The organism is Bacillus sp. J14TS2 (genome assembly GCF_018333015.1).
Taxonomy (GTDB): Bacteria; Bacillota; Bacilli; order Bacillales; family Bacillaceae_C; genus Lederbergia.
The window spans coordinates 1-19,683 of record NZ_BORE01000007.1; the positions used below are offsets into that span (position 1 = coordinate 1).

At 38.7% G+C, this 19,683-nt stretch carries 17 protein-coding genes; 12 read left to right on the top strand and 5 right to left on the bottom strand.

Annotated elements, in window-relative coordinates; translation table 11 throughout:
• Positions 1-275: 275 nt before the first annotated feature.
• The 5 genes from KI375_RS11675 to KI375_RS11695 all read left to right on the top strand — a co-directional run bounded on the left by KI375_RS11675 (position 276) and on the right by KI375_RS11695 (position 5,246).
• Positions 276-1,124, top strand: a complete 849-nt coding sequence (locus KI375_RS11675) for an undecaprenyl-diphosphate phosphatase (RefSeq protein WP_280528644.1) — start codon at positions 276-278, stop codon at positions 1,122-1,124.
• Positions 1,125-1,282: 158 nt separating this feature from the next.
• The gene (gene pxpB / locus KI375_RS11680) at positions 1,283-1,987 is read left to right on the top strand and encodes a 5-oxoprolinase subunit PxpB (RefSeq protein ID WP_212973692.1); all 705 of its coding nucleotides are present in this window, start codon (positions 1,283-1,285) and stop codon (positions 1,985-1,987) included.
• Positions 1,972-2,940 (top strand): 5-oxoprolinase subunit C family protein, encoded by a 969-nt coding sequence (locus KI375_RS11685; RefSeq protein ID WP_212973693.1) that lies wholly within the window; start codon positions 1,972-1,974, stop codon positions 2,938-2,940. The genes pxpB and KI375_RS11685 overlap by 16 nt, the downstream gene beginning before the upstream one ends.
• 16 nt (positions 2,941-2,956) lie before the next feature.
• Entirely contained in the window at positions 2,957-3,709 is a 753-nt protein-coding gene (locus tag KI375_RS11690) for a 5-oxoprolinase subunit PxpA (RefSeq protein WP_212973694.1), read from the top strand.
• Between the two features lie 121 nt (positions 3,710-3,830).
• The gene (locus KI375_RS11695) at positions 3,831-5,246 is read left to right on the top strand and encodes a glycoside hydrolase family 18 protein (protein WP_212973695.1); all 1,416 of its coding nucleotides are present in this window, start codon (positions 3,831-3,833) and stop codon (positions 5,244-5,246) included.
• A 201-nt stretch (positions 5,247-5,447) separates the two neighbouring features.
• Here the strand turns inward: KI375_RS11695 and KI375_RS11700 are convergent, their stop codons facing one another.
• Together KI375_RS11700 and ltaS are read right to left on the bottom strand one after the other, a co-directional pair.
• Positions 5,448-6,329, bottom strand: a complete 882-nt coding sequence (locus KI375_RS11700; protein ID WP_212973696.1) for a helix-turn-helix transcriptional regulator — start codon at positions 6,327-6,329, stop codon at positions 5,448-5,450.
• 401 nt (positions 6,330-6,730) lie between these two features.
• The gene (gene ltaS / locus KI375_RS11705; protein ID WP_212973697.1) at positions 6,731-8,656 is read right to left on the bottom strand and encodes a lipoteichoic acid synthase; all 1,926 of its coding nucleotides are present in this window, start codon (positions 8,654-8,656) and stop codon (positions 6,731-6,733) included.
• A gap of 606 nt (positions 8,657-9,262) precedes the next feature.
• Between ltaS and KI375_RS11710 the strand changes: the two genes are divergently transcribed.
• Genes KI375_RS11710 through KI375_RS11720 form a run of 3 tightly spaced genes read left to right on the top strand, consistent with a single transcriptional unit; the run spans position 9,263 to position 12,833 of the window.
• Positions 9,263-10,624, top strand: a complete 1,362-nt coding sequence (locus tag KI375_RS11710; RefSeq protein ID WP_212973698.1) for a spore germination protein — start codon at positions 9,263-9,265, stop codon at positions 10,622-10,624.
• Complete coding sequence (locus KI375_RS11715; protein ID WP_212973699.1) at positions 10,621-11,721, top strand: GerAB/ArcD/ProY family transporter; 1,101 nt, start codon at positions 10,621-10,623, stop codon at positions 11,719-11,721. Before KI375_RS11710 ends, KI375_RS11715 begins: the two co-directional genes overlap by 4 nt.
• Complete coding sequence (locus KI375_RS11720; RefSeq protein WP_212973700.1) at positions 11,718-12,833, top strand: Ger(x)C family spore germination protein; 1,116 nt, start codon at positions 11,718-11,720, stop codon at positions 12,831-12,833. Before KI375_RS11715 ends, KI375_RS11720 begins: the two co-directional genes overlap by 4 nt.
• Positions 12,834-13,071: 238 nt before the next feature.
• Here the strand turns inward: KI375_RS11720 and KI375_RS11725 are convergent, their stop codons facing one another.
• The gene (locus KI375_RS11725; RefSeq protein ID WP_212973701.1) at positions 13,072-14,445 is read right to left on the bottom strand and encodes an MDR family MFS transporter; all 1,374 of its coding nucleotides are present in this window, start codon (positions 14,443-14,445) and stop codon (positions 13,072-13,074) included.
• A 245-nt stretch (positions 14,446-14,690) separates the two neighbouring features.
• Here KI375_RS11725 and KI375_RS11730 point away from each other — a divergent pair, with 245 nt between their 5' ends.
• The gene (locus KI375_RS11730) at positions 14,691-15,266 is read left to right on the top strand and encodes a Uma2 family endonuclease (protein ID WP_212973702.1); all 576 of its coding nucleotides are present in this window, start codon (positions 14,691-14,693) and stop codon (positions 15,264-15,266) included.
• Positions 15,267-15,309: 43 nt separating this feature from the next.
• Here KI375_RS11730 and KI375_RS11735 read toward each other — a convergent pair whose 3' ends face one another.
• Positions 15,310-16,209: a glucose 1-dehydrogenase gene (locus tag KI375_RS11735; RefSeq protein WP_212973703.1), complete on the bottom strand. Its 900-nt coding sequence runs from the start codon at positions 16,207-16,209 to the stop codon at positions 15,310-15,312.
• Positions 16,210-16,401: 192 nt separating this feature from the next.
• Between KI375_RS11735 and KI375_RS11740 the strand changes: the two genes are divergently transcribed.
• Both KI375_RS11740 and KI375_RS11745 read left to right on the top strand, forming a co-directional pair.
• On the top strand, positions 16,402-17,406 hold the full coding sequence (locus tag KI375_RS11740; protein WP_212973704.1) for a DUF3231 family protein: 1,005 nt from the start codon (positions 16,402-16,404) through the stop codon (positions 17,404-17,406).
• A gap of 6 nt (positions 17,407-17,412) precedes the next feature.
• Entirely contained in the window at positions 17,413-17,874 is a 462-nt protein-coding gene (locus KI375_RS11745; protein WP_212973705.1) for a hypothetical protein, read from the top strand.
• A 76-nt stretch (positions 17,875-17,950) separates the two neighbouring features.
• Here the strand turns inward: KI375_RS11745 and KI375_RS11750 are convergent, their stop codons facing one another.
• A complete protein-coding gene (locus KI375_RS11750; protein WP_212973706.1) occupies positions 17,951-18,184 on the bottom strand; it encodes a YczF family membrane protein in 234 nt (77 codons plus the stop codon).
• 337 nt (positions 18,185-18,521) lie between these two features.
• On the opposite strand from KI375_RS11750, the gene KI375_RS11755 reads away from it, so the two are divergent.
• The gene (locus KI375_RS11755; protein ID WP_212973707.1) at positions 18,522-19,619 is read left to right on the top strand and encodes a GerAB/ArcD/ProY family transporter; all 1,098 of its coding nucleotides are present in this window, start codon (positions 18,522-18,524) and stop codon (positions 19,617-19,619) included.
• Positions 19,620-19,683 lie beyond the last annotated feature (64 nt).

The following is a 19,683-nucleotide window of genomic DNA, read 5'->3' on the forward strand; positions in this document are numbered from 1 at the left end:
AAAAATATGAAAAACATTTTAAAACAAACCAAAAAAGGAAAATAGTACGCAGTTTTAGCCTCTAAAAAAGCCGCTTTAAGTGTTGATTTTACAACACTTAAAGCGGTTTTAGGTGTCAAAGATGAGATTATACAATGAAAAAGTAGTGTATGTATATTATTAATTATTGATAAATATGTTCTTTTTTTCCTCAAGCCTGTGTAAACTGAATAAAGGATGAGTATTAAGTTAGCAAAGCATTTAGGATCAACGTTTATTAATGAGAGGAGTTACTTATGGATATTCGTGATTGGATTGTCGCACTTATTCTAGGATTTGTAGAAGGCATGACAGAATTTGCTCCTGTTTCTTCAACAGGTCATATGATTATTGTTGATGATATGCTGTTCAAATCAGCCGCATTATTAGGCTCACAGGAAGTAGCCAATACATTTAAAGTCGTCATTCAACTAGGTTCGATAATGGCCGTTGTCATTGTCTTTTGGTCACGCCTTTGGAGTTTGGTCGGGGTTAAGGTTGGCGGGACAAACACCTCCTCCCATGGTTCCCATTTAAAACTCTCTCATGTCATCGTTGGTCTGATTCCCGCCGCCGTGTTAGGGCTGGCCTTTGAAGATGTTATCGATGAATATTTATTTCGGATCGAAACCGTTCTATTGGCCCTCGTTGCCGGAGCGATTCTTATGATGATCGCTGACTGGCAATCTAAAAAGGAGCGAAACTTTCGTGGGAGTTCGCTTGATGAAATTACATATCGCCAAGCTTTGCTGATTGGTCTTTTTCAATGTATTTCCTTATGGCCAGGCTTCTCACGCTCAGGCGCCACGATCTCCGGTGGTGTTTTAATGGGATTAAAACATCGTGCAGCCGCGGATTTCACCTTTATTATGGCTGTCCCAATCATGTTCGGAGCAAGCGCCGTTTCCCTTTTGAAAAAATGGGATGTGATGACACTCGATGTCTTACCCTTTTTTATCGTCGGCTTTATTAGCGCCTTTGTCTTTGCTTGGGTCTCAATTCGCTTTTTCCTAGCCCTGATCAGCCGGGTAAAATTACGTCCCTTTGCCATCTACCGGATTCTTCTAGCTATTGTGTTAGCAATTGTGTATTATTCTGTTAATTGATTTATACTACGTTTCATAATTTATCCTACTAGGCCAAGTTAGACGCTTGGCCTTTTTTCATGTCACTATTTGCCAGCCATCGTGATCACAATCTCTGTAAAAGTATTTCCCCTCTTGGTATAGTAATAGGTATAGATCTCGATAAAGGGGTGAAAAGCATGGACGCAATAAGGTTTTTCCCAATGGGTGAAGATGCTTTAATCATGGAATTTGGAGATTCCATTAATCTGGAAACGAATCAAAGGATTCTCAGCTGGAAAAAGGCAATTGAAGCGGCAGATCTTCTCGGAGTAATGGATATTGTTCCAGCTTATACGACACTTACTATTTTTTATTATTCAGGGTCTATTTCTTCTTGTCCCTATGAAACATTAAAATCATCGATTCTACAACTTAATCCCATTTTATCGACAGCACAGGAAGTGAAAAAACTCAAAGATATTCCCGTTTGCTATGAAGAGCCCTATGCGCTAGATTTACAATTTGTGGCTAAATCAAACGGGATCTCTGAACAAGAAGTGATTCGAATTCATACAAGTAAATATTATCCTGTCTATTTCTTAGGATTTTCACCAGGCTTTCCTTTTCTTGGGGGGATGGACACAAAAATAGCGGTACCTAGACGAACTACTCCCCGAGCGAAAATTCCTGCTGGCTCTGTTGGCATTGCAGGGAGGCAAACTGGCATCTATCCCATAACCTCTCCAGGCGGCTGGCAAATTATTGGTCGAACACCTTATCAACTTTTCAATCAAGACCATCATCCGCCTACCCTGCTTCAGCCTGGGGATTCAATTCGCTTTATCGCGATCAGTAACGAAGAATTTCAAGCTTTGGAGGGAAAGACATGTCTCTTCACGTGATCAAGCCAGGTATGCAAACGACGATACAGGATCTCGGTAGACATGGTTGGCAAAGTCTTGGGGTTTCGGTTTGTGGAGCGATGGATCCATGGGCTGCAAGGATAGCGAATAACCTGCTTAACAATCACGAAAATGAAGCTGTTTTAGAAATGACTGTTCATGGACCAACACTTGGAATCCAGGAAGATCTATTTCTCGCTATTTTTGGCGCTAATATGGACGTAAGTAGAAATGGAGAGGAGCTGGCACAAGGCAAGCCTGTTTTCGCTCGAAGAGGGGATATTGTAACGTTTGGTTATGCTAAGACTGGAATGAGAACATATCTAGCTGTAAAAGGAGGCTTTTCTCTCCAAAAGGTACTACATAGCTATAGTACAGATTTGAAAGCCAAGATAGGGGGATTGAATGGAAGAGCCTTAAAAGAGGGTGATATTCTTCCAAGTAAAAGTGAAGTACCCTCCCTAGCGCCCGATTGGGGATTTCCTTATCATATAAACAGCCACTATATCAATAAAAATTGCTCACCTATTCATTTTATAAGAGGTCGACACTATCACTGGTTTAAAAAAGAGTCATTGCAAGTCTTTGAATCTAGCTTTTTTACAATAAAGCCTGATTCAGATCGGATGGGATATCGCTTGTCAGGCCCTGCTCTAGAATGGGAAGAGTCAAGAGAGTTAATCACGGAAGCAACAACATGCGGGAGCATACAAATCCCTCCAAGTGGACAGCCGATTATTTTAATGGCTGATCGTCAACCAACAGGTGGCTATCCAAAAATCGGTGAAGTAATACAAAGTGATCTTCCACGGCTAAGCCAAATGAGACCAGGGCAAAAACTTTACTTTCAAGAAATTAGCTTACAAGAGGCGTATCAAAAAACATATAAACAACTTCAAACTTTAGAAAAAATAAAAATTGCTTGCCGAATGAAGTGGCAGGAGATGTCTTAATTTAGGAGGCTTTCATATGAAGCAGCAGATCGATTTAAACTGTGATATTGGAGAAGGTTTTGGCGCCTATAGAATTGGGAGTGATGAAGAGATCATGCCTTATATCTCCTCCGCCAATATCGCCTGTGGCCTACACGCTGGGGACTTCACAACGATGAATCAAACTGTCCAGTTGGCGCTGGAGCATAATGTTGCGATCGGAGCACATCCCGGGCTTCCTGACCTGCAGGGATTCGGCAGAAGAACGATGAAGGTTTCCCCCCAGGAAGTATTTGAGATTGTCCTTTACCAAATTGGTGCTCTTCATGGATTTGTTGTCGCGCATGGCGGGAAACTTCGGCATGTCAAACCTCATGGGGCCCTTTATAATATGGCAGCCATTGATCCAACATTAGCAGAGGCCATTGCAGAAGCGGTCTACCGCTTTCAGCCTGACCTTATTTTATTTGGATTATCCGGAAGCGAGTTAATCAGAGCTGGCGAAAAAAAAGGTATACAGACGGCAAGCGAAGTATTTGCGGATCGAACCTATCAAAGAAATGGAACGCTGACACCAAGAAATCAAGCAAACGCACTTATCCACAATGTGGAACAGGCAGTCGATCAAGCAATCCGTATAGTTATGGAACAAAAAGTAGAGACCATTGAAGGTGGCAATATTTCTGTCCAAGCGGATACGATCTGTCTACATGGGGACAGCCCTTCCGCCCTCCACTTTGCATATGAGTTGAATAAGCGATTCGCTGCAGAGGGCATTAAGATCCTTTAACCTTATACTCCCGACCGACTTTCGGACATAGCTTCTTACTTTTTCAGCATGAAAAACAAGCTGTTCTTCCTTTCTCAATACTTGCATAGAATAATTATATGATCTATTTAGGAGTGGGTTTATGATTATTCATGTAGTAAGAAAAGGAGAGACATTGTACACGATTGCTAATCAATATGGAAGTCAAGGTCAACTGATTGCAACGGCAAATGAATTGCCTGATCCGAACAAGCTTTTAATTGGCCAAGCCTTGGTGATTCCGATTGCGGCTATTCACCATACAGTACGCGGAGGAGAAACATTGTGGGGAATTGCGCAAAGATACGGCATTCAATTAAATGCCATCCTTCAGGCAAACCCAACGGTAAGCAGTCATCCTTCTTCGCTCAGTATCGGAACCATTCTTATCATCCCCCCGCGTACCCATGTGATACAAGCTGGGGAAACCTTATGGCAGATTGCCCAACAATATCAACTAAATATTCAATCACTAATCCAAGCCAATCAGGTACAAAACCCCAACCAAATTGTTTCAGGGTCTGTTTTGATTATTCCTTTTCCGAAACCAATCATTGATGTTAATGCTTATACAATGAATACCGGAGAAACAGGAGCCCAGGAAGTGCAGGAGGTAGGGCGATATCTTACCTATATTGCCCCTTTTGTGTATTCAATAAAAGAGGATGGAACGCTAACATCGCTAAATGATCAGGCTATAATCCAAGCTGCAGTTGAAAATCAGATCGTCCCGATGATGTGTATTACCAATTTTTCTTCTACAGAAACCGGCACAGAGCTAGCCCATCAAATCCTTTCCAATTCGCAGCTTCAAGACACATTACTTGATCACATTGTGCAGGTAATGCAAGAGAAAGGATATAAGGGACTGAATGTTGACTTTGAAAATGTACGGCAAAGCGATAGAGAAGCTTATAATCAATTTTTACAAAAGGCGGTCGATCGCCTCCATCCACTTGGTTTTTTCGTTTCCACAGCAGTAGCACCGAAAACAAGTTCCGAACAAAAAGGCCTTTTATATGAGGCGCATGATTATGAAGCACAAGGCAGAATTGTCGATTTTGTCATTTTAATGACGTATGAATGGGGCTATCGTCTTGGACCACCCCAGGCGATTTCCCCCATCAATCAAATGAAGCAAGTTATCGACTATGCGGTTACAGTTATTCCAAGAAATAAAATTTTTATGGGCTTTCAATTGTATGCCCGTGATTGGCTTCTGCCTCATAAAGAAGGACAAGAAGCGGAAACATTCGATATGCAAGAGGCGCTTAGACGTGCTTTAAAATATCAAGCCGCTATCCAATATGACACTGTGACACAGTCGCCGTTCTTCCGTTATACCGATGAACAGGGTAGAGAGCATGAAGTTTGGTTTGAGGATGCCCGCAGCGCTCAAGCAAAATTCGATTTAGTGAAACAATACAATTTACAAGGCATTAGCTATTGGGTACTCGGATATCCGTTTCCACAAAATTGGCTCTTACTGGAGGATAATTTTACAATAAGAAAGCTCTAATGGCAGATGGATCTCAGCTCCATCTGCCTCCCTTTTTTTCCAATCATAATTCCTTTCACCGAAATTGGTTCAATTCATTAAACTTCTAATCAAGTTTACAATTAAATGACCCACAAGATATTTCCCTGCTATGATGGTAACCACCACTACAGCACCAATCACTAATTGTTGTTTTGAAGTAGACAAAAATCCCAACTCCTTTTATTCTTCAAATGATAAATTCGTAGGTTCATCTAAGATATTACTGGTAAAATCAATATTTGTTGTTGGTGTTTTTTTATCAACTTCTTCAAATTTAAATTCATCCACCCACACCTGTCCCTTTCCTGACAGTAGAACTCCGAAAGAGATTAATGAACTGTTCTGGGGTACATCCAACACAATATAATAGTGATTCCATTCCGTACTACCTGTGATTGGTCTGTCACTCATATTATCAAACTGCAAGACATCACCAATTGTATTATCCACTCTTAACCAAAACCCACAATAACCTTCAATACTCTGAGATTTCAAAAAGCCAGAAAGCTTTATTCTCTTGCCAAGATATTTATTTGCTTTAAATTGTTGCATCATCGTTGCAAACTCATCATTTGATTGTACAGTACTAGATTTTAGGAATCCTGATCCCTTACCTTTATGGAAAATCTTACGATCAATTCCCATTCTATAATTAGCGGGATGACTCCCACTTAATAACCAACCTTTTAAACGTTGTTCATTTTTCAAAACAGTTTCCTCCCTTTGGAACATTAATTGCCCCATAATTTTCCGATACTGTCCCGGCGGTAGCTTATAATACTTTTTAAAAGATCGACTGAATGATTCTTGTGTCTCAAAATGATAATAAAAGGCAATATCTATGATCTTTTCATCCGTATTAATAAGCATACTTGCCGAATTGGCAATTCTTCGATACCTAACATATTCAGAAATTGTTACACCCGTTTCCTTTTGAAAGACACGATGAAAATGATACCTTGAAAAGCCGGCAAACTGAGCAACACTTTCTAAAGATAAGTCTTCATGCAGATTATTCTCTATATACTTAATGGATTTTTGAATGATTGGCTGGTAGCTCATTGCATTAACCTCCCTAAAAATAAGATATCAAATAAGTCATGCGTTTTTTTGACATATATTGCTCTAATATCCTTCGCATACTTTTTTATAAAAAAACAAGAAAAGCGCAAGCGTCCGTTTAGCGACGTACAAACTTTCATAGTAAGGATGAACAGCTAAAAACGCGCCGTCCTGGCGCAACGCTGTTCTGACCTACATCCTGTAGGCCTGAGATAAAGGATACACGGCGAAGCATGAGCCGATGTTGACTTATCGTAGGAAGAAGCTGAAAGTTTTCTAGTCGCTAGGCGCTGGGGCTGGATGACAAAACTCAAAATTACAACTTATCCACAAGCTACAATTTTATAGTTTCCTAAGGAATCAAAAAAGCCCCCTCACATCAAGTGAGAGGGAGCTTTGCTTTATTCTTTCGTTCCATTAGTATATTGATAATCCTTCGGGTCAATAGGTTCAAAGCCTTCTGGTTGATAGAAACGAAGTAAATCTTTCGTAACAATTCGATCCGAAATCTCTAATTTTTCTTTAGCAATTTGATCATCTGCAAGGCATTGCTCATCTTCGATTTCCTCACCCGTCTCATTATCATAACAAACGCCATTTACTTGTGTTACATCATTTGTAACGAAGTCTCCATTACGGAAAGGCACAACTTCCTTGTAATCAGGTGATAGAATATCATTTCCTAAATGCAAGTAATTGCGAGTATCAACTCCTAACAAATGAAGGACCGTTGGCTGAACATCAACCTCACCACTATATTTATTGACAACTCCACCCTTCACGCCAGGAGCATGAATAAACAGAGGCACCCTTTGTAATTGGGCATTTTTAAATGGTGTGATTTCTTCACCTGTTACTTTCTCCATCGCGTTATTATGATTTTCCGAAATACCGTAATGGTCACCATACATCACAATAATCGTATTATCATACAAGCCTGCTTCTTTTAAACGATCAAAGAATTCTTCCAAGGCTTGGTCCATATAATTCGCCGCTTGAAAATACTGATTAACCACTTTATCGCCAAAATCCCCTGCTGGAAAGTCTGTATCCCCTTCATCCATTGCAAATGGGAAGTGGTTCGAAAGCAATATGAATTTCGAATAAAATGGTTGTGGTAAGGATTCTAATAACGGCATCGATTCTTCTAAGAAAGGTTTATCCTTCAGGCCATAGTTTTTCACATTTTCTGGTGTCATATTATAATACGTGGCATCGAAAAAGTGATCGTATCCAAATGTTTTATAGACTTCATTTCGATTCCAGAAAGTTTTGTAGTTTCCATGGAATGCAGCCGAAGTATAACCGCTTGATTTTAAAATTGCTGGTGCTGCATGATACGTGTTCTGTGCTCTATTGATAAAGACTGAGCCTTGCGATAGCGGGAATAACGAAGTTTCCATCATAAACTCAGCATCTGATGTTTTTCCTTGTCCTGTTTGATGGAAGAAATTATCAAAATAGAACGTTTCCCCATCATGAGCTAATGAATTCAAAAATGGTGTAACTTCTTGACCATCCAATTCATAATCAATGATGAATGTTTGCAGCGATTCTAGGGATATATACATGACGTTCATCCCTTCCGCCTGTCCAAAATAATCCTCGTTAGGCTTCGCAAAATTGGCTTTTAAGTTATTTTCAATTTCTGTGACATCATCACTACTAGCAAGAGTACGCTGCATCGAAGAACGCGCTGTTTGGATTCCATCATAAATAGTGAAATTATAGGTTCCCAAATACTTCACGAGATAATTCCGGTCAAACGACCGAGTCAGTAGCTCAGGACGATCATCCTCTGCTAAAGACAAATTAAACATGAAAATCCCCACTGCTACTAGCATCGGAATAATTGCCAGTTTTCTTGTGGATACGGCTTTTAATTGAAAAACTTTAAATCCTAACAATAAAGCCAAAATAATTGTATCTGCAAAATACAGAATATCAAGCGGCGTCATTAATGATAAGGCACTCTCCGTTTGTCCCCCGTTTACCTTCAACTGTAAAATCGTTGGCCATGTAATAAAGTCATCAAAGAAACGATAATAGACTACATTCGCGTACAGCCAAAACGATAAGACAAATTGAATCACAATGATGGCCTTACCCCAGTGTTTCTTAAATAATAAAGCAGCTCCGGAAAATAAAAAAGCAGAGCTAAGTGGATTGATAAATAATAAAAATTTCTGAACTGAATTGTCAATTCCTAAATTAAATTCCAGTCTATACGTCACATATGTTTTTATCCAAAATAGAACAATCGCAATTAGAAAAAATTGTACACTTTTACTATGAATGTTGAATGAGAACTTTTTAAGCCGATTCAACTTAAACGCTCCTCTCTTACAAACTACTAATCATATAGGTTACGTGGTTTGTTGTTTGCAGTTAAACGCCAAAATTTATCTATCTTTCTATCTAAAATAGCTTGTTCAAAAAGGAGGATAAAAAGGACCAAGTCGGCTAAGAACGCTGACGTCCTGTCAGCAACGCCGACACTAGTACATCCTGTACGTCGAAAGTTCGAGGCGGCGTAGCTTTGAGCAGCGGAACGTATGCAGTTAATACGTGAGCAGCAGAAAAGCAAGCCAACGAAGAAATTCGCAGTGTCATTTTCATCAGACTTTTTGAACATCCACTAAAAAAAGTGACTACGATATTATAACTCTTTTTATAGAAATGTCCAGCCTTCTATTCCTATTCCCATCAAGCTATATATGTCAAAAATGCATCATACCTGCTTTTGTGGACATACCCTAAATATTTTTCAGCACAAAATGACAATTGATTTTCATTTTCTCCTTATTTACTCTTCAATCTTGATGCACGTCAAGGAACTGCATCATCTTTCTCTATAAATCGTTTCCGCATAGATTATCCAGTTTTGCCAAAACTACCTTAGAGAAAATGAAAGAAACGAGGTGGTTCCAGCAATGCCGAGAAAATCAATTTCATCTTCCTCTGTTACAAAAGACTGGCTTATTCAAACATTTAAAAATTCCTTTGATTTTACACATAAATCATTAAAAATTGAACAAAAGGAAATTGATTTACTGTTTATCAAAACAGTGACAGATAATGATCGGCTACAACAGATTGTTATCAAGCCTTTTTTCGAGTTGGCTTCTATGGAACAAGTAGAAGCTTATTTAACCTCTCTTCCCAACCAGCAAACCATTGACTCAAAAGAACAAATTGAACTTGAATTAACAAAAGGAAGTGTCGTTATTTCCCTTAACGAAAACATTTTGCTTTTCGACTTTAAGGCAGTACGTACAGATACCGTGCTTGAAAGCAATATCGAACCAACCATTATGGGGCCACAGCTCGCCCTAAGTGAAGACATCGATACCAATCTAAATTTGATTCGCCAGCGCTATCATCAACCCTCTTTAGTCATCGAAATGCATGAAGTTGGAAAGAAGTCACATCAACCATTAGCAGTTATTTATGATAAAGACTTAGTCAAACCTGAGACTCTAAAACTGATTAAACAAGGCTTAAAAAAATTAAATAGCGATGTTATATTGTCCAGTGCTGAACTGGTTCGCTTTCTAAATGTGAAAAAACGTTCCCTTCTCCCGACCATGCTTCAGACCGAGCGGACAGATCGTATTACCTACAATCTATCTGGCGGGAAGATCATTCTTCTGCTTGATGGAGATTCATTAGTTATCCTTGCGCCAGCTGTTTTTTTCGATTTTATGACCTCCATGGAAGATAATTACCATCCTTATTGGGTAACCAAGTTTGCCGAGATCCTTCGTTATATTGGCCTTGTTACCTGCATCATCTTTCCCGGATTATATGTGGCTATTGCTTCGTATAACCCAGAGGTATTTCGAGCGGAACTAGCCTTATCCGTCGCTGGCTCGCGAATAGGTGTGCCTTATCCCTCTTATGTGGAGGTTTTGTTTATGTTAGTCGTTATGGAATTATTAACAGAAGCCAGCATTCGTTTACCAAAGGCAGTTAGTGCTACGGCGACAACCGTTGGCGGTTTAATTTTAGGAACAGCAGCCACAGATGCTGCGCTTACCTCCAATATTATGATTATTATCGTCTCGGCTGTGGCAATTTCGACTTTTGTTATTCCGATTAACGAAATGAGCTTTTCGATCCGGGTTTCTAAATACATTATCTTATTATTTGCGACCTTTGGAGGGATGGCTGGTTTAATGCTTAGTTTTATAGGATTTATTATGCTTTTATCAAACAAACGTAGTTTTGGGGAGCCTTATTTTAAAATGTTTATTCAAGCGAAAGAAAAGGAAACAAGCGGGAAAACATCATGAATCGATATTATTATTATCTTATCTTCGTTAATTTGGTGGCCAATATGATTTCAACTGTCCCTAGGATCTTTTTCATTCATAAGACAAGCGGCACTCTTAGTTCTCTACTGCTTGCCATTCCAGTAGGTTTGGTTTCTGTATATCTGTTTATCCGTTTTTTTAATTTTTTTCAAGGAAAGGACCTTTCAGAGTTATTAAAGAAGTATTTCTCTAAGTGGTTCTATCTTCCCGTCTTAAGCCTTTTAGCCATAAATTGGTTTGCAGCAGGATTAATCACATTAATCAATTTTACATTTATGATTAAACGATTTTTAACACCAGATATGTCACTTCTACTTATTGCATCGCTTTTTTTAATTTTTATTTCATATGGTGTATTAATGAAAACAAAAAGCGTTTTATATACGATTGAAACAGTGCTTATTTTCTCCATTCCCCTAATAACCTTTATTTTTTTCAAGGCATACAGTAATCCAAATTTCGTGTGGGACTTTGTTAAAGTAGCGATAATGTATAGTAATCACTGGCCTAGCTATAGTAGCTTTTCCGCAGCCTTGTATTGTTTCCTAGGCATTGCCAATCTCATTGTGTTTAATCGTGCCTTTCCGAAAATAAAATTCCAGCTTTCCTGGAAATCAATGCTATTTATCGGAATTGTAGGAGGTATTATCGTTATGTCTAGTTATATCCTTCCGATTGGACTTAATGGCTTTGAAAAAATTGAAAATCTTGTCTATCCTGCGATCACAACGAGCGATACACTTCGCATGAAATTTGGTGTGATTGAAAGAGTGCTCTTTCTATTCTTTATGTTTTTCCTAGCGCTAACTTTTATTAGCCTTCTCATTCACTGGCATGTAGCCGTGGAATTATGTAAGAACATTCTTTGGCTAGAAAATTTTAAATGGAAGAAAACGAATCTTACTCCTTTTATCTTTATTGGGACCTTTTGGGCCGTCACCATGTTTTTAACATTCCATTTAAATGAATATACATTATTAGTCTACACAAATTACTTTTTTAATTGTCTTCCCCCTTTTTTCTTACTCACGTTTATTCTATTTTGGTTCATTCGAAGGAGGGCAAAGGCAGCATGAAAAGACTTCTGAAAAAATATATGGTGTTGATTCTGTCGGTACTATTTTTCACTTCACTCCTTTCGAGCTGCGCCTTTAAGGATATTGATAAAAGAATTTTTGTACAAGGCATTTCGATTGATTACACAGGGAAAGAAGATAAACCATATAAGATCACTTTGAAATTAGCTATACCTACTGGCTCTCTCAAAGAAGCGGAAGGCAATAAATATGGCTATCTGTCTAGGGAAGATTCTAGCTTAGCAGGAGCCATCCGTTTTCTGAAAACATACGCTGACAAAGAGCCTGATTTTGGTCATGGGAAAATTATTTTATTAGGAGAAGAGTTATTAGAGCACAATATTGAGGATGTAATGGATTTTTTTTATAGGAGAAGAGATATTCAAATGATTTCCTGGGTAGCTGTTGGGAATCCAACCGCTGAGGATGTGTTAAAAACAGAGCCTGTTTCTGAAATGGCAGCATCCAATCTTTTGACAAATCTTTTTTCAAAAAATGGCGTGGAAAGTGCTTATACGATATCCACCTTTCTATTTGAGATGAAAAGGGAATTTTCCGAACCGGGAATTGATCCAATCTTACCAGTAATTCAGACCAACAAAGAAAAGTCAAAGGTAAAGGTAAATAAGTCAGTTGTACTAAAAAACAATCATAACGATTTACATCTTTCAAGCAAATACACACAATCCTTTAATGTACTTACAAATAGAATTAATAAATATGATCTTCGGGTGAGAGAAGAGGATGTTCACTTTCTTGTAGCGATTGATTCAATTAAGGTAAAATACAAAATTGATACATCCGAGGAAATACCTGTCATCAAAATGAATGTCAAACAAGCAGGAATTATTGAAGAATCCTTTGAAGAAATGTCAGCTTCACAGTTAGATCATTACGGTGATCTTGCAAGCAAAGCAGCTAAAAAAAATATCGTCAGCTTTTTAAAGCTTCTCCAAGAAGAAGATGCTGATCCATTAGGATTTGGCCTGCGTTATCGTGCTACAAGGATTCATAATCGTGATACGTACGAAGAATGGAAAGAGCTCTATCCAAAGGTAAAATTTGATGTTCGAGTAAAAACAGCTATCAAGAGTACGGGGACGATTGAATAAACTTAAAAAAAGCGCAAGCGCCTTGCTCTAGGAAGAAAGACTAAATTCGCGCCGTCCTGGCGGCAGACTCAAACGCGACGTCCTGTCGCTTCGTCTGCACTAGTACATCCTGTACGTCGCAACGCCGATGGCGCCTAGGGCTAGACACCAACAGTTACCCACAAGCTAGACTTTTATATATCCCTTCAATCAAAAAGATGAAGACTCCTTTCACTCTTCATCTTTTTTCCTTTCAGATCTATTCTGTTGATAATTCCTTTCCCTTTTCACCCAAAAGCATGGCGGTCACAGCAAAGCCAAGCCCTGCTAACACAATTAACAGGATAAAAACTTGATGCAAGCTTGCTTCTAACTCGGCACCCTGCAATTGATCACTTAACCAAAGCCCAGAGACGGCAATCCCGATGGTTTGTCCTAAAGTACGGAATAAATTATTAGAGCCCATGGCAGCACCACGCATACTCCACCCTACAGATGATTGAACGACAACAGTAAACAAGGTGGTTGATAAACCAAAACCAAGTCCTAAAGTGGCGGTTATAAGCATCATCCATACTAGACTTGTACCAGTTTGCAATAAACTCATCCCAATACATCCTATAATGACAAACACCATACCAATCAAGGCAATCCGCCCAACCTCCATTTTCTTCACCCATTTCCCGACAAGCATCGCTCCTAAAGGCCAAGTTAATGATTGCGGCAACATCGCTATCCCAGATAAAGTAGCATTAAGGCCTGTTACCCCTTGAACCCATAATGGAATATAAAAGGTAACCGCGATTAAAATAAAGCCGATTAAAAAGCTGGCCCCGTTCGAGACAACGATCAAGCGATTTTTAAACAAAGACAATGGCAGCATCGGTTCTTTCCCTTTAGATTCAATCCAGATAAAAAGAAGAAGGCTAATCAAAGCAATCGCAAACATCACCGTGATGCTTCCTGTCAATTGCCGCTCCTCTTTCCATAAATTCAATGCATATAGAAATGAAGTCATACAGACTGCAAAGGTTAAAATTCCTGCATAATCGATCGTGCGCTTTTTCTTTTCTATTTGTTCATGTAATGAGGTTCCAATCAAAAATAACGCAATAATCCCAAAGGGGAGGTTCATAAAGAAGATCCAATGCCATGAAATAGAATCTACAATAAAGCCGCCAACTAAAGGCCCTAGAATTCCGGAGATTCCCCACACACTGCTAATCAATCCTTGAATTTTCGCCCGCATTTCATAAGCAAAGACATCACCAATAATCGTCATGGGAATCGTTGTCAATGCTCCTGCGCCCAGTCCTTGAATGACTCGATAGACAACAAGCTGTTGCATTGACTGAGATAGACCTGAAAGCACTGAACCCAACAAAAAGATAAGCACCCCAAGAGCAAACATTCGCTTTCTGCCGTATAAATCCGCCATTTTACCAAAAATCGGTGTACTAATGACCGTCGCCAGTAAATAAACCGATATCACCCACGTATATAAATGACTGCCACCTAAATCTCCAACAATTTTAGGCATAGCTGTACTTACGATCGTTCCTTCAATCGCAGTTAAAAAAGTTGCAATTAATAAACCGGCCACAACGTACTTTTGTTTTGTTTCCTTTTTCACGATTCTCTCCCTACCATTCTATGAAAATTGCCAGACGCCACGAACTGTGACCGCGACCATTTGATTGGTCGATTTTCCCTTTAATCTTTAGTATACCTGAAAGTAGCAGGGATAAGAAAAAAATCAATACAAAAACTTACATCATCCATTATTTACGAAAAATGAGACTACCTACATAAGTAAGTAATTTTTAGCGGAAAATGATACAATAAAAGATAATCAAACTTTGGTTCGGGGTGAATGCAGTGTCAATACCTAATGAAAATCGACTTTACACGTATGCCGATTATTTATCGTGGCCAGAAGAGGAGAGAATCGAGATTATAGAAGGGATCCCCTATTTTCAAGCCGCTCCTTCGAGAGTTCATCAAGAAATATTATCTGAATTACATCGACAAATTTCCAATTTTTTAGTAGGAAAGGACTGCAAGGTGTATCCTGCTCCATTCCATGTTGTATTAGACCTTGACGAGGAAATGGAAGATGAGAAAGACCAAAAGAATGTGTTTGAACCGGACATTACGATTATATGCGATCAGTCAAAACTAGATGATTACGGCTGTAAGGGAAGTCCAGATTTGATTATTGAGATCATCTCCCCTTCAACCGCGAGAAGAGATAAAATTGAGAAATTTAATAAATACGAACAGGCGAAAGTAAGAGAATACTGGATTGTTGAACCTCAAGAAAAAATAGTAAGTGCGTTTACTTTACAACCAAATCAAAGATATGGCCGCCCAGATTTATATACTGATGAAGATTTGATTAAAGTCTCCATTTTTGAAGATTTAACGATTGACTTACGGATGGTTTTTTCCTAACGATTGAAGAACACTCTAAGCTCGCGAGCGTTCTTCTCTTTTTTTATGAGCTTACCATCACACCGCCATTCACATGCAGGACCTGCCCTGATACAAAGCTTGCTTCATCTGAAGCTAGATAGACATAAGCTGGAGCTAATTCGACAGGCTGTCCTGCTCTTTTCATCGGGGCGTCAAGTCCAAATTTCATAATATCTTTATCAGAAAAGCTTGCTGGAATAAGTGGTGTCCAAACCGAACCAGGAGCAACAGCATTCACGCGAATTTGTTGATTGGCAAGTGAAAGGGATAACGAACGTGTCAATGTCACAATTGCCCCTTTCGTCGCGCTATAGTCTATCAGCTTTTTATGCCCTTCGTACGCTGTAATCGAAGCCGTATTGATAATTGAACTTCCTGCTTTCATATAAGGAAGAACGGCTTTAATTAGATAGAAAAAAGCAAATATATTCGTTTGAAAAGTGAATTCCAGCTGTTCCTTCGTAATATCAAGAATACTTTTTTGAACATATTGTACCCCATGGTTATTCACCAAAATATCAATTTTCCCAAAAGCTTCAATTGTCTGCTGAACAACATGATCTGACATTTTCTCATCTTTTAAATCTCCGGAAATCAGCAGGCATTCCCCGCCAAGCTCGTGAATTCTTTGCTGAGTTTCTTTCGCATCACGATGCTCATTCAAATAGACAATTACTACCTTAGCTCCTTCTTTTACAAAGGCATAAGCAATGGCACGGCCAATTCCGCTATCTCCCCCTGTAATAATCGCTACCTTATTTTCTAATTTATTGGAGCCTTGTTCATCTGGATTCTCAGAAATCGGGCGGGGATGCATAAGATATTCCAGACCAGGCTGCAGCGATTGATGTTGAGGCGGGAAAGCAATTGGCTCATCTTTACACTTTTTATAAAATCCATAATACGGATAATTGGGAATCACACGACATCCTCCTCATATTTGATCTAGGTATCTTATGTGTAAAATCATTGCATGTGTCCTTAATCGGAAGAGTGTTAAAAAGTGAATCTTCTCAATAAGAGAAATCATCTTCCCTTCCACTCTCCATTATATTTTTTCAATTTAGGGAAACACTATGCTTACTTAGATATTCTAAAAGGAGGAGGAACTAACATGACATCTCCCAACCATAGTACATTAACGGCAAGCGAATTAAGCATTTTATTTGGATCCTATCTAGATGATACCTTAGCTATTTGTATGCTCTCTTATTTTAAAGAGCATGTGGAAGATCCAGACATGAAGGCTTGTGTGGAATATGCACTAGAATTATCGGAATTGCACGTTCGCTTTGATAAGGACATTTTTACAGAAGAAGGGATTCCTATTCCAGTCGGATTTACTGAGCAAGACGTAAATATTCATGCCCCAAGACTATATACCGATGATTTTATTCTCCATTATGTCCAAAACCTTGGGATTATGGGCTTAGGCGCATATAGCATGGGATTACCTAAGGCGATTCGGAAGGAATTACGTGACCATTTCACTCAATGTCTCCAGTCGTCGGCTGAATTATTTAACCGGACAACTGAACTTTCTATAGAAAAAGGGACTTATGTCCGGCCGCCATCTATTCCATATCCACAACAAAACCAATTTGCCCATAAGCAGCACTTTTTAGCGGGGTGGATAGGCGAACAAAGGCCACTTACGAGTATAGAAATTTCACTTCTATTTATGAATCTTTATCGTAATTCTTTAGGCGAGGCTTTATTGAGGGGATTTGCTCAAGTGGCTCAATCTAAAAACGTAAAAAAATATATGGTGAGAGGTGCTGAAATTTCACATCATTACTGTTCAGTATTCTCTAAGTTTTTATTGGATGATGATTTAGCCGCTCCAACGTATGGAAATTTTAATCCAACATCAACTACAGAACCGATTTTTTCAGATAAACTGCTTATGTATCACACATGTGCTTTAATTAATGCAGGGATGAGCTACTACGGAGGTAGTATGGGGGGGAGCCCAAGAAAGGATCTTGCCACCGCTTATGGTCGCTTGATTCTGGAAGCAGGCGAATACTCTGAGGATGGGGCAAAAATTATGATTGATAATGGTTGGATGGAAATCCCTCCTTCCGCCCCAGACCGCGCAAATTTAGCAAAGGGTTAAGATAATGTGGACGCAAAAGAAAAGTTATTTTGGAGTATTGCCCTCCCCGGCTTTGGACAATTATTAAATAGAAAATATGTAAAAGGTCTCTTATTTGTTGTACTGGAATTTATCGTGAACGTTAAATCTCAATTTAATGCAATGATCATCGCCAGTTTCCATGGTGATATTCAAAAAGCAATCGAATTAGCTGATTTCCAATGGCTTCTTTTCTATCCTTGTCTTTATTTTTTCGCTATGTGGGATGCTTTCAAAGATGGCGGTGGCGGAAAAGAACCATATTCATTTATGCCTTTTGTCTTTTCCGCTTACTTTGTTACGGTAGGGACAATCTATTCCACAAAGGTCACCATTTTCGGCTACTTACCTGGCCCGATATGGTTGCCGATTCTTAGTGTAATCCCTGGAGTACTAGTAGGACTAATCTTGAAAAAGCTCCTAACGAAATGGGGGGAGAGAAAAAATTAGTATATTTTCTCTTCCTCTTTATTTTGGTGGATTGACAAGAAAAAAACGATAGCTTTCACTATCGCTGTCCTAAACATTATGATGTGTTTCTTTTTTTGTTCAAAAAAAAGCTTACAATTGGATAACAAATAATACTTAATGGATAAACAATATAAAGAAGATTTTCAGAGATGGTTCGCAAATAAAGCGGTTGAACCCAATTTAATATCGCTTCTTTGATATCAGACCCATAGAAAAAAATATTTATACACATTGTAGCTGGGATTAACAGGACCATATATAAAATAGTGATCCCTACAATTTTCACCATGAACCACATCCTTCAATTTATCCTTTTAGAGGATATTCATTGACTAGTTATAAATTCGGGAGATATTGGGCAAAACGATGAATATACTTCCATCCCTTTTCTTGTTGCTTAGGAATTTATAAAATTCTGGTTTACGGTTGGGTTCTAACTTCGTGTTTCAACGTCCAGTTCCAGCGCCTAGCAAACTTTCGGTACCTGCTTGTGTAAATAACACCAGTTCACCTTTTTGGCTCACCTGTGTTTCACAGGAGTAAATCAGAACAGCGTTGTGACGTACAGGACATAGCTGTTCAATCCCTAAACAGGTGCTCGTGATTTTGTCCAGAAAGGAGATATTATGGAATCTGCAAAAATTAGTCCATTTCAATTATTCGTTCTAATTCTCCTTTTCGAACTTGGCAGTGCCTTACTATATCCACTCGGCATCACGGCGAAACAAGATGCATGGCTAGCGATTCTATTTGCCATGGTTGGAGGATTCGGTATTTTTTTTATTCATTATGCACTTTATCATTATTATCCTGATCAATTACCAACAACTTATACTCAGAGGATCCTTGGTAAATTTTTCGGGAAAATAGCAGCCTTTATCTACATGCTTTTTATTCTTTACCTCGCTGCTCGCGCACTTCGCGACTTCGGTGAAATGCTTGCTATTCTCGGTTATCCGCAGACTCCTCTTGTCATCAATCATTTTTTATTAATTCTGGTTGTCATCTATGCAGTCAGAAAAGGAATTGAAGTCATAGGAAGAGCAGGTGAAATTTTATTTACTCTTATTTATGTTTTAGCCATTTTTGGTTTCATCTTTATTATTGCTTCTGACCTCATTCATTTAAGTAATTTAAAACCGTTCTTAGAAGACGGTATTTTACCTGTTTTAAAAACGGCCTTTACACGGGTAGTGTTTTTCCCATTTGGGGAAGTATTTGTCTATGCCATGATCTTTCCTTATGTCAATCAACCGAAAAAAGTAAAAAAGGCCGGGATACTAGCTCTATTGCTGATTGGTATTAACTTAGCTATTAGCACCGCTATTAATATTAGTGTTCTTGGTTATACCAAAATTGAACGCACTCAATTTCCTTTACTCAATACCATTCAGGCAATTGAAATTGCGGAATTTTTACAGCGATTGGATATCTTTTTTATGTTATCTCTGATTATCCTTGGCTTTTTCAAGGTAGCTATTTATTTTTATGTTGTGATCATTGGCACCGCTGATTTATTTAAAATAAGGGAATCTGCAAAACTTGCTTTTCCCTTAGCGTTTGTTGTTATTTTTTTATCCATTGTTGTTGCTAATAATTCGTTGGAGCATATTGAGGAAGCAAAAAAGATTGCCTCTATCTATATCCAATTGCCATTCCAAGTTCTCATTCCAGCCTTGTTATTACTTATTGCTTTTTTTAAAAAGAGGAAAGGAAAGGGATGAAGAGCTACAATTGGCATTTTGATAGGAGCTAGAGCCAAAACAGTAAAAAAGCTCCATTTCATTT

Coding starts and splice junctions, on each gene's coding strand:
- KI375_RS11755 (WP_212973707.1), top strand. CDS start 18,522: ATGGAATCTGCAAAAATTAGTCCATTTCAATTATTCGTTCTAATTCTC.
- KI375_RS11710 (WP_212973698.1), top strand. CDS start 9,263: ATGCCGAGAAAATCAATTTCATCTTCCTCTGTTACAAAAGACTGGCTT.
- KI375_RS11675 (WP_280528644.1), top strand. CDS start 276: ATGGATATTCGTGATTGGATTGTCGCACTTATTCTAGGATTTGTAGAA.
- KI375_RS11690 (WP_212973694.1), top strand. CDS start 2,957: ATGAAGCAGCAGATCGATTTAAACTGTGATATTGGAGAAGGTTTTGGC.
- KI375_RS11700 (WP_212973696.1), bottom strand. CDS start 6,329: ATGAGCTACCAGCCAATCATTCAAAAATCCATTAAGTATATAGAGAAT.
- KI375_RS11740 (WP_212973704.1), top strand. CDS start 16,402: ATGACATCTCCCAACCATAGTACATTAACGGCAAGCGAATTAAGCATT.
- KI375_RS11720 (WP_212973700.1), top strand. CDS start 11,718: ATGAAAAGACTTCTGAAAAAATATATGGTGTTGATTCTGTCGGTACTA.
- KI375_RS11685 (WP_212973693.1), top strand. CDS start 1,972: ATGTCTCTTCACGTGATCAAGCCAGGTATGCAAACGACGATACAGGAT.
- KI375_RS11715 (WP_212973699.1), top strand. CDS start 10,621: ATGAATCGATATTATTATTATCTTATCTTCGTTAATTTGGTGGCCAAT.
- KI375_RS11695 (WP_212973695.1), top strand. CDS start 3,831: ATGATTATTCATGTAGTAAGAAAAGGAGAGACATTGTACACGATTGCT.
- KI375_RS11750 (WP_212973706.1), bottom strand. CDS start 18,184: ATGGTGAAAATTGTAGGGATCACTATTTTATATATGGTCCTGTTAATC.
- pxpB (WP_212973692.1), top strand. CDS start 1,283: ATGGACGCAATAAGGTTTTTCCCAATGGGTGAAGATGCTTTAATCATG.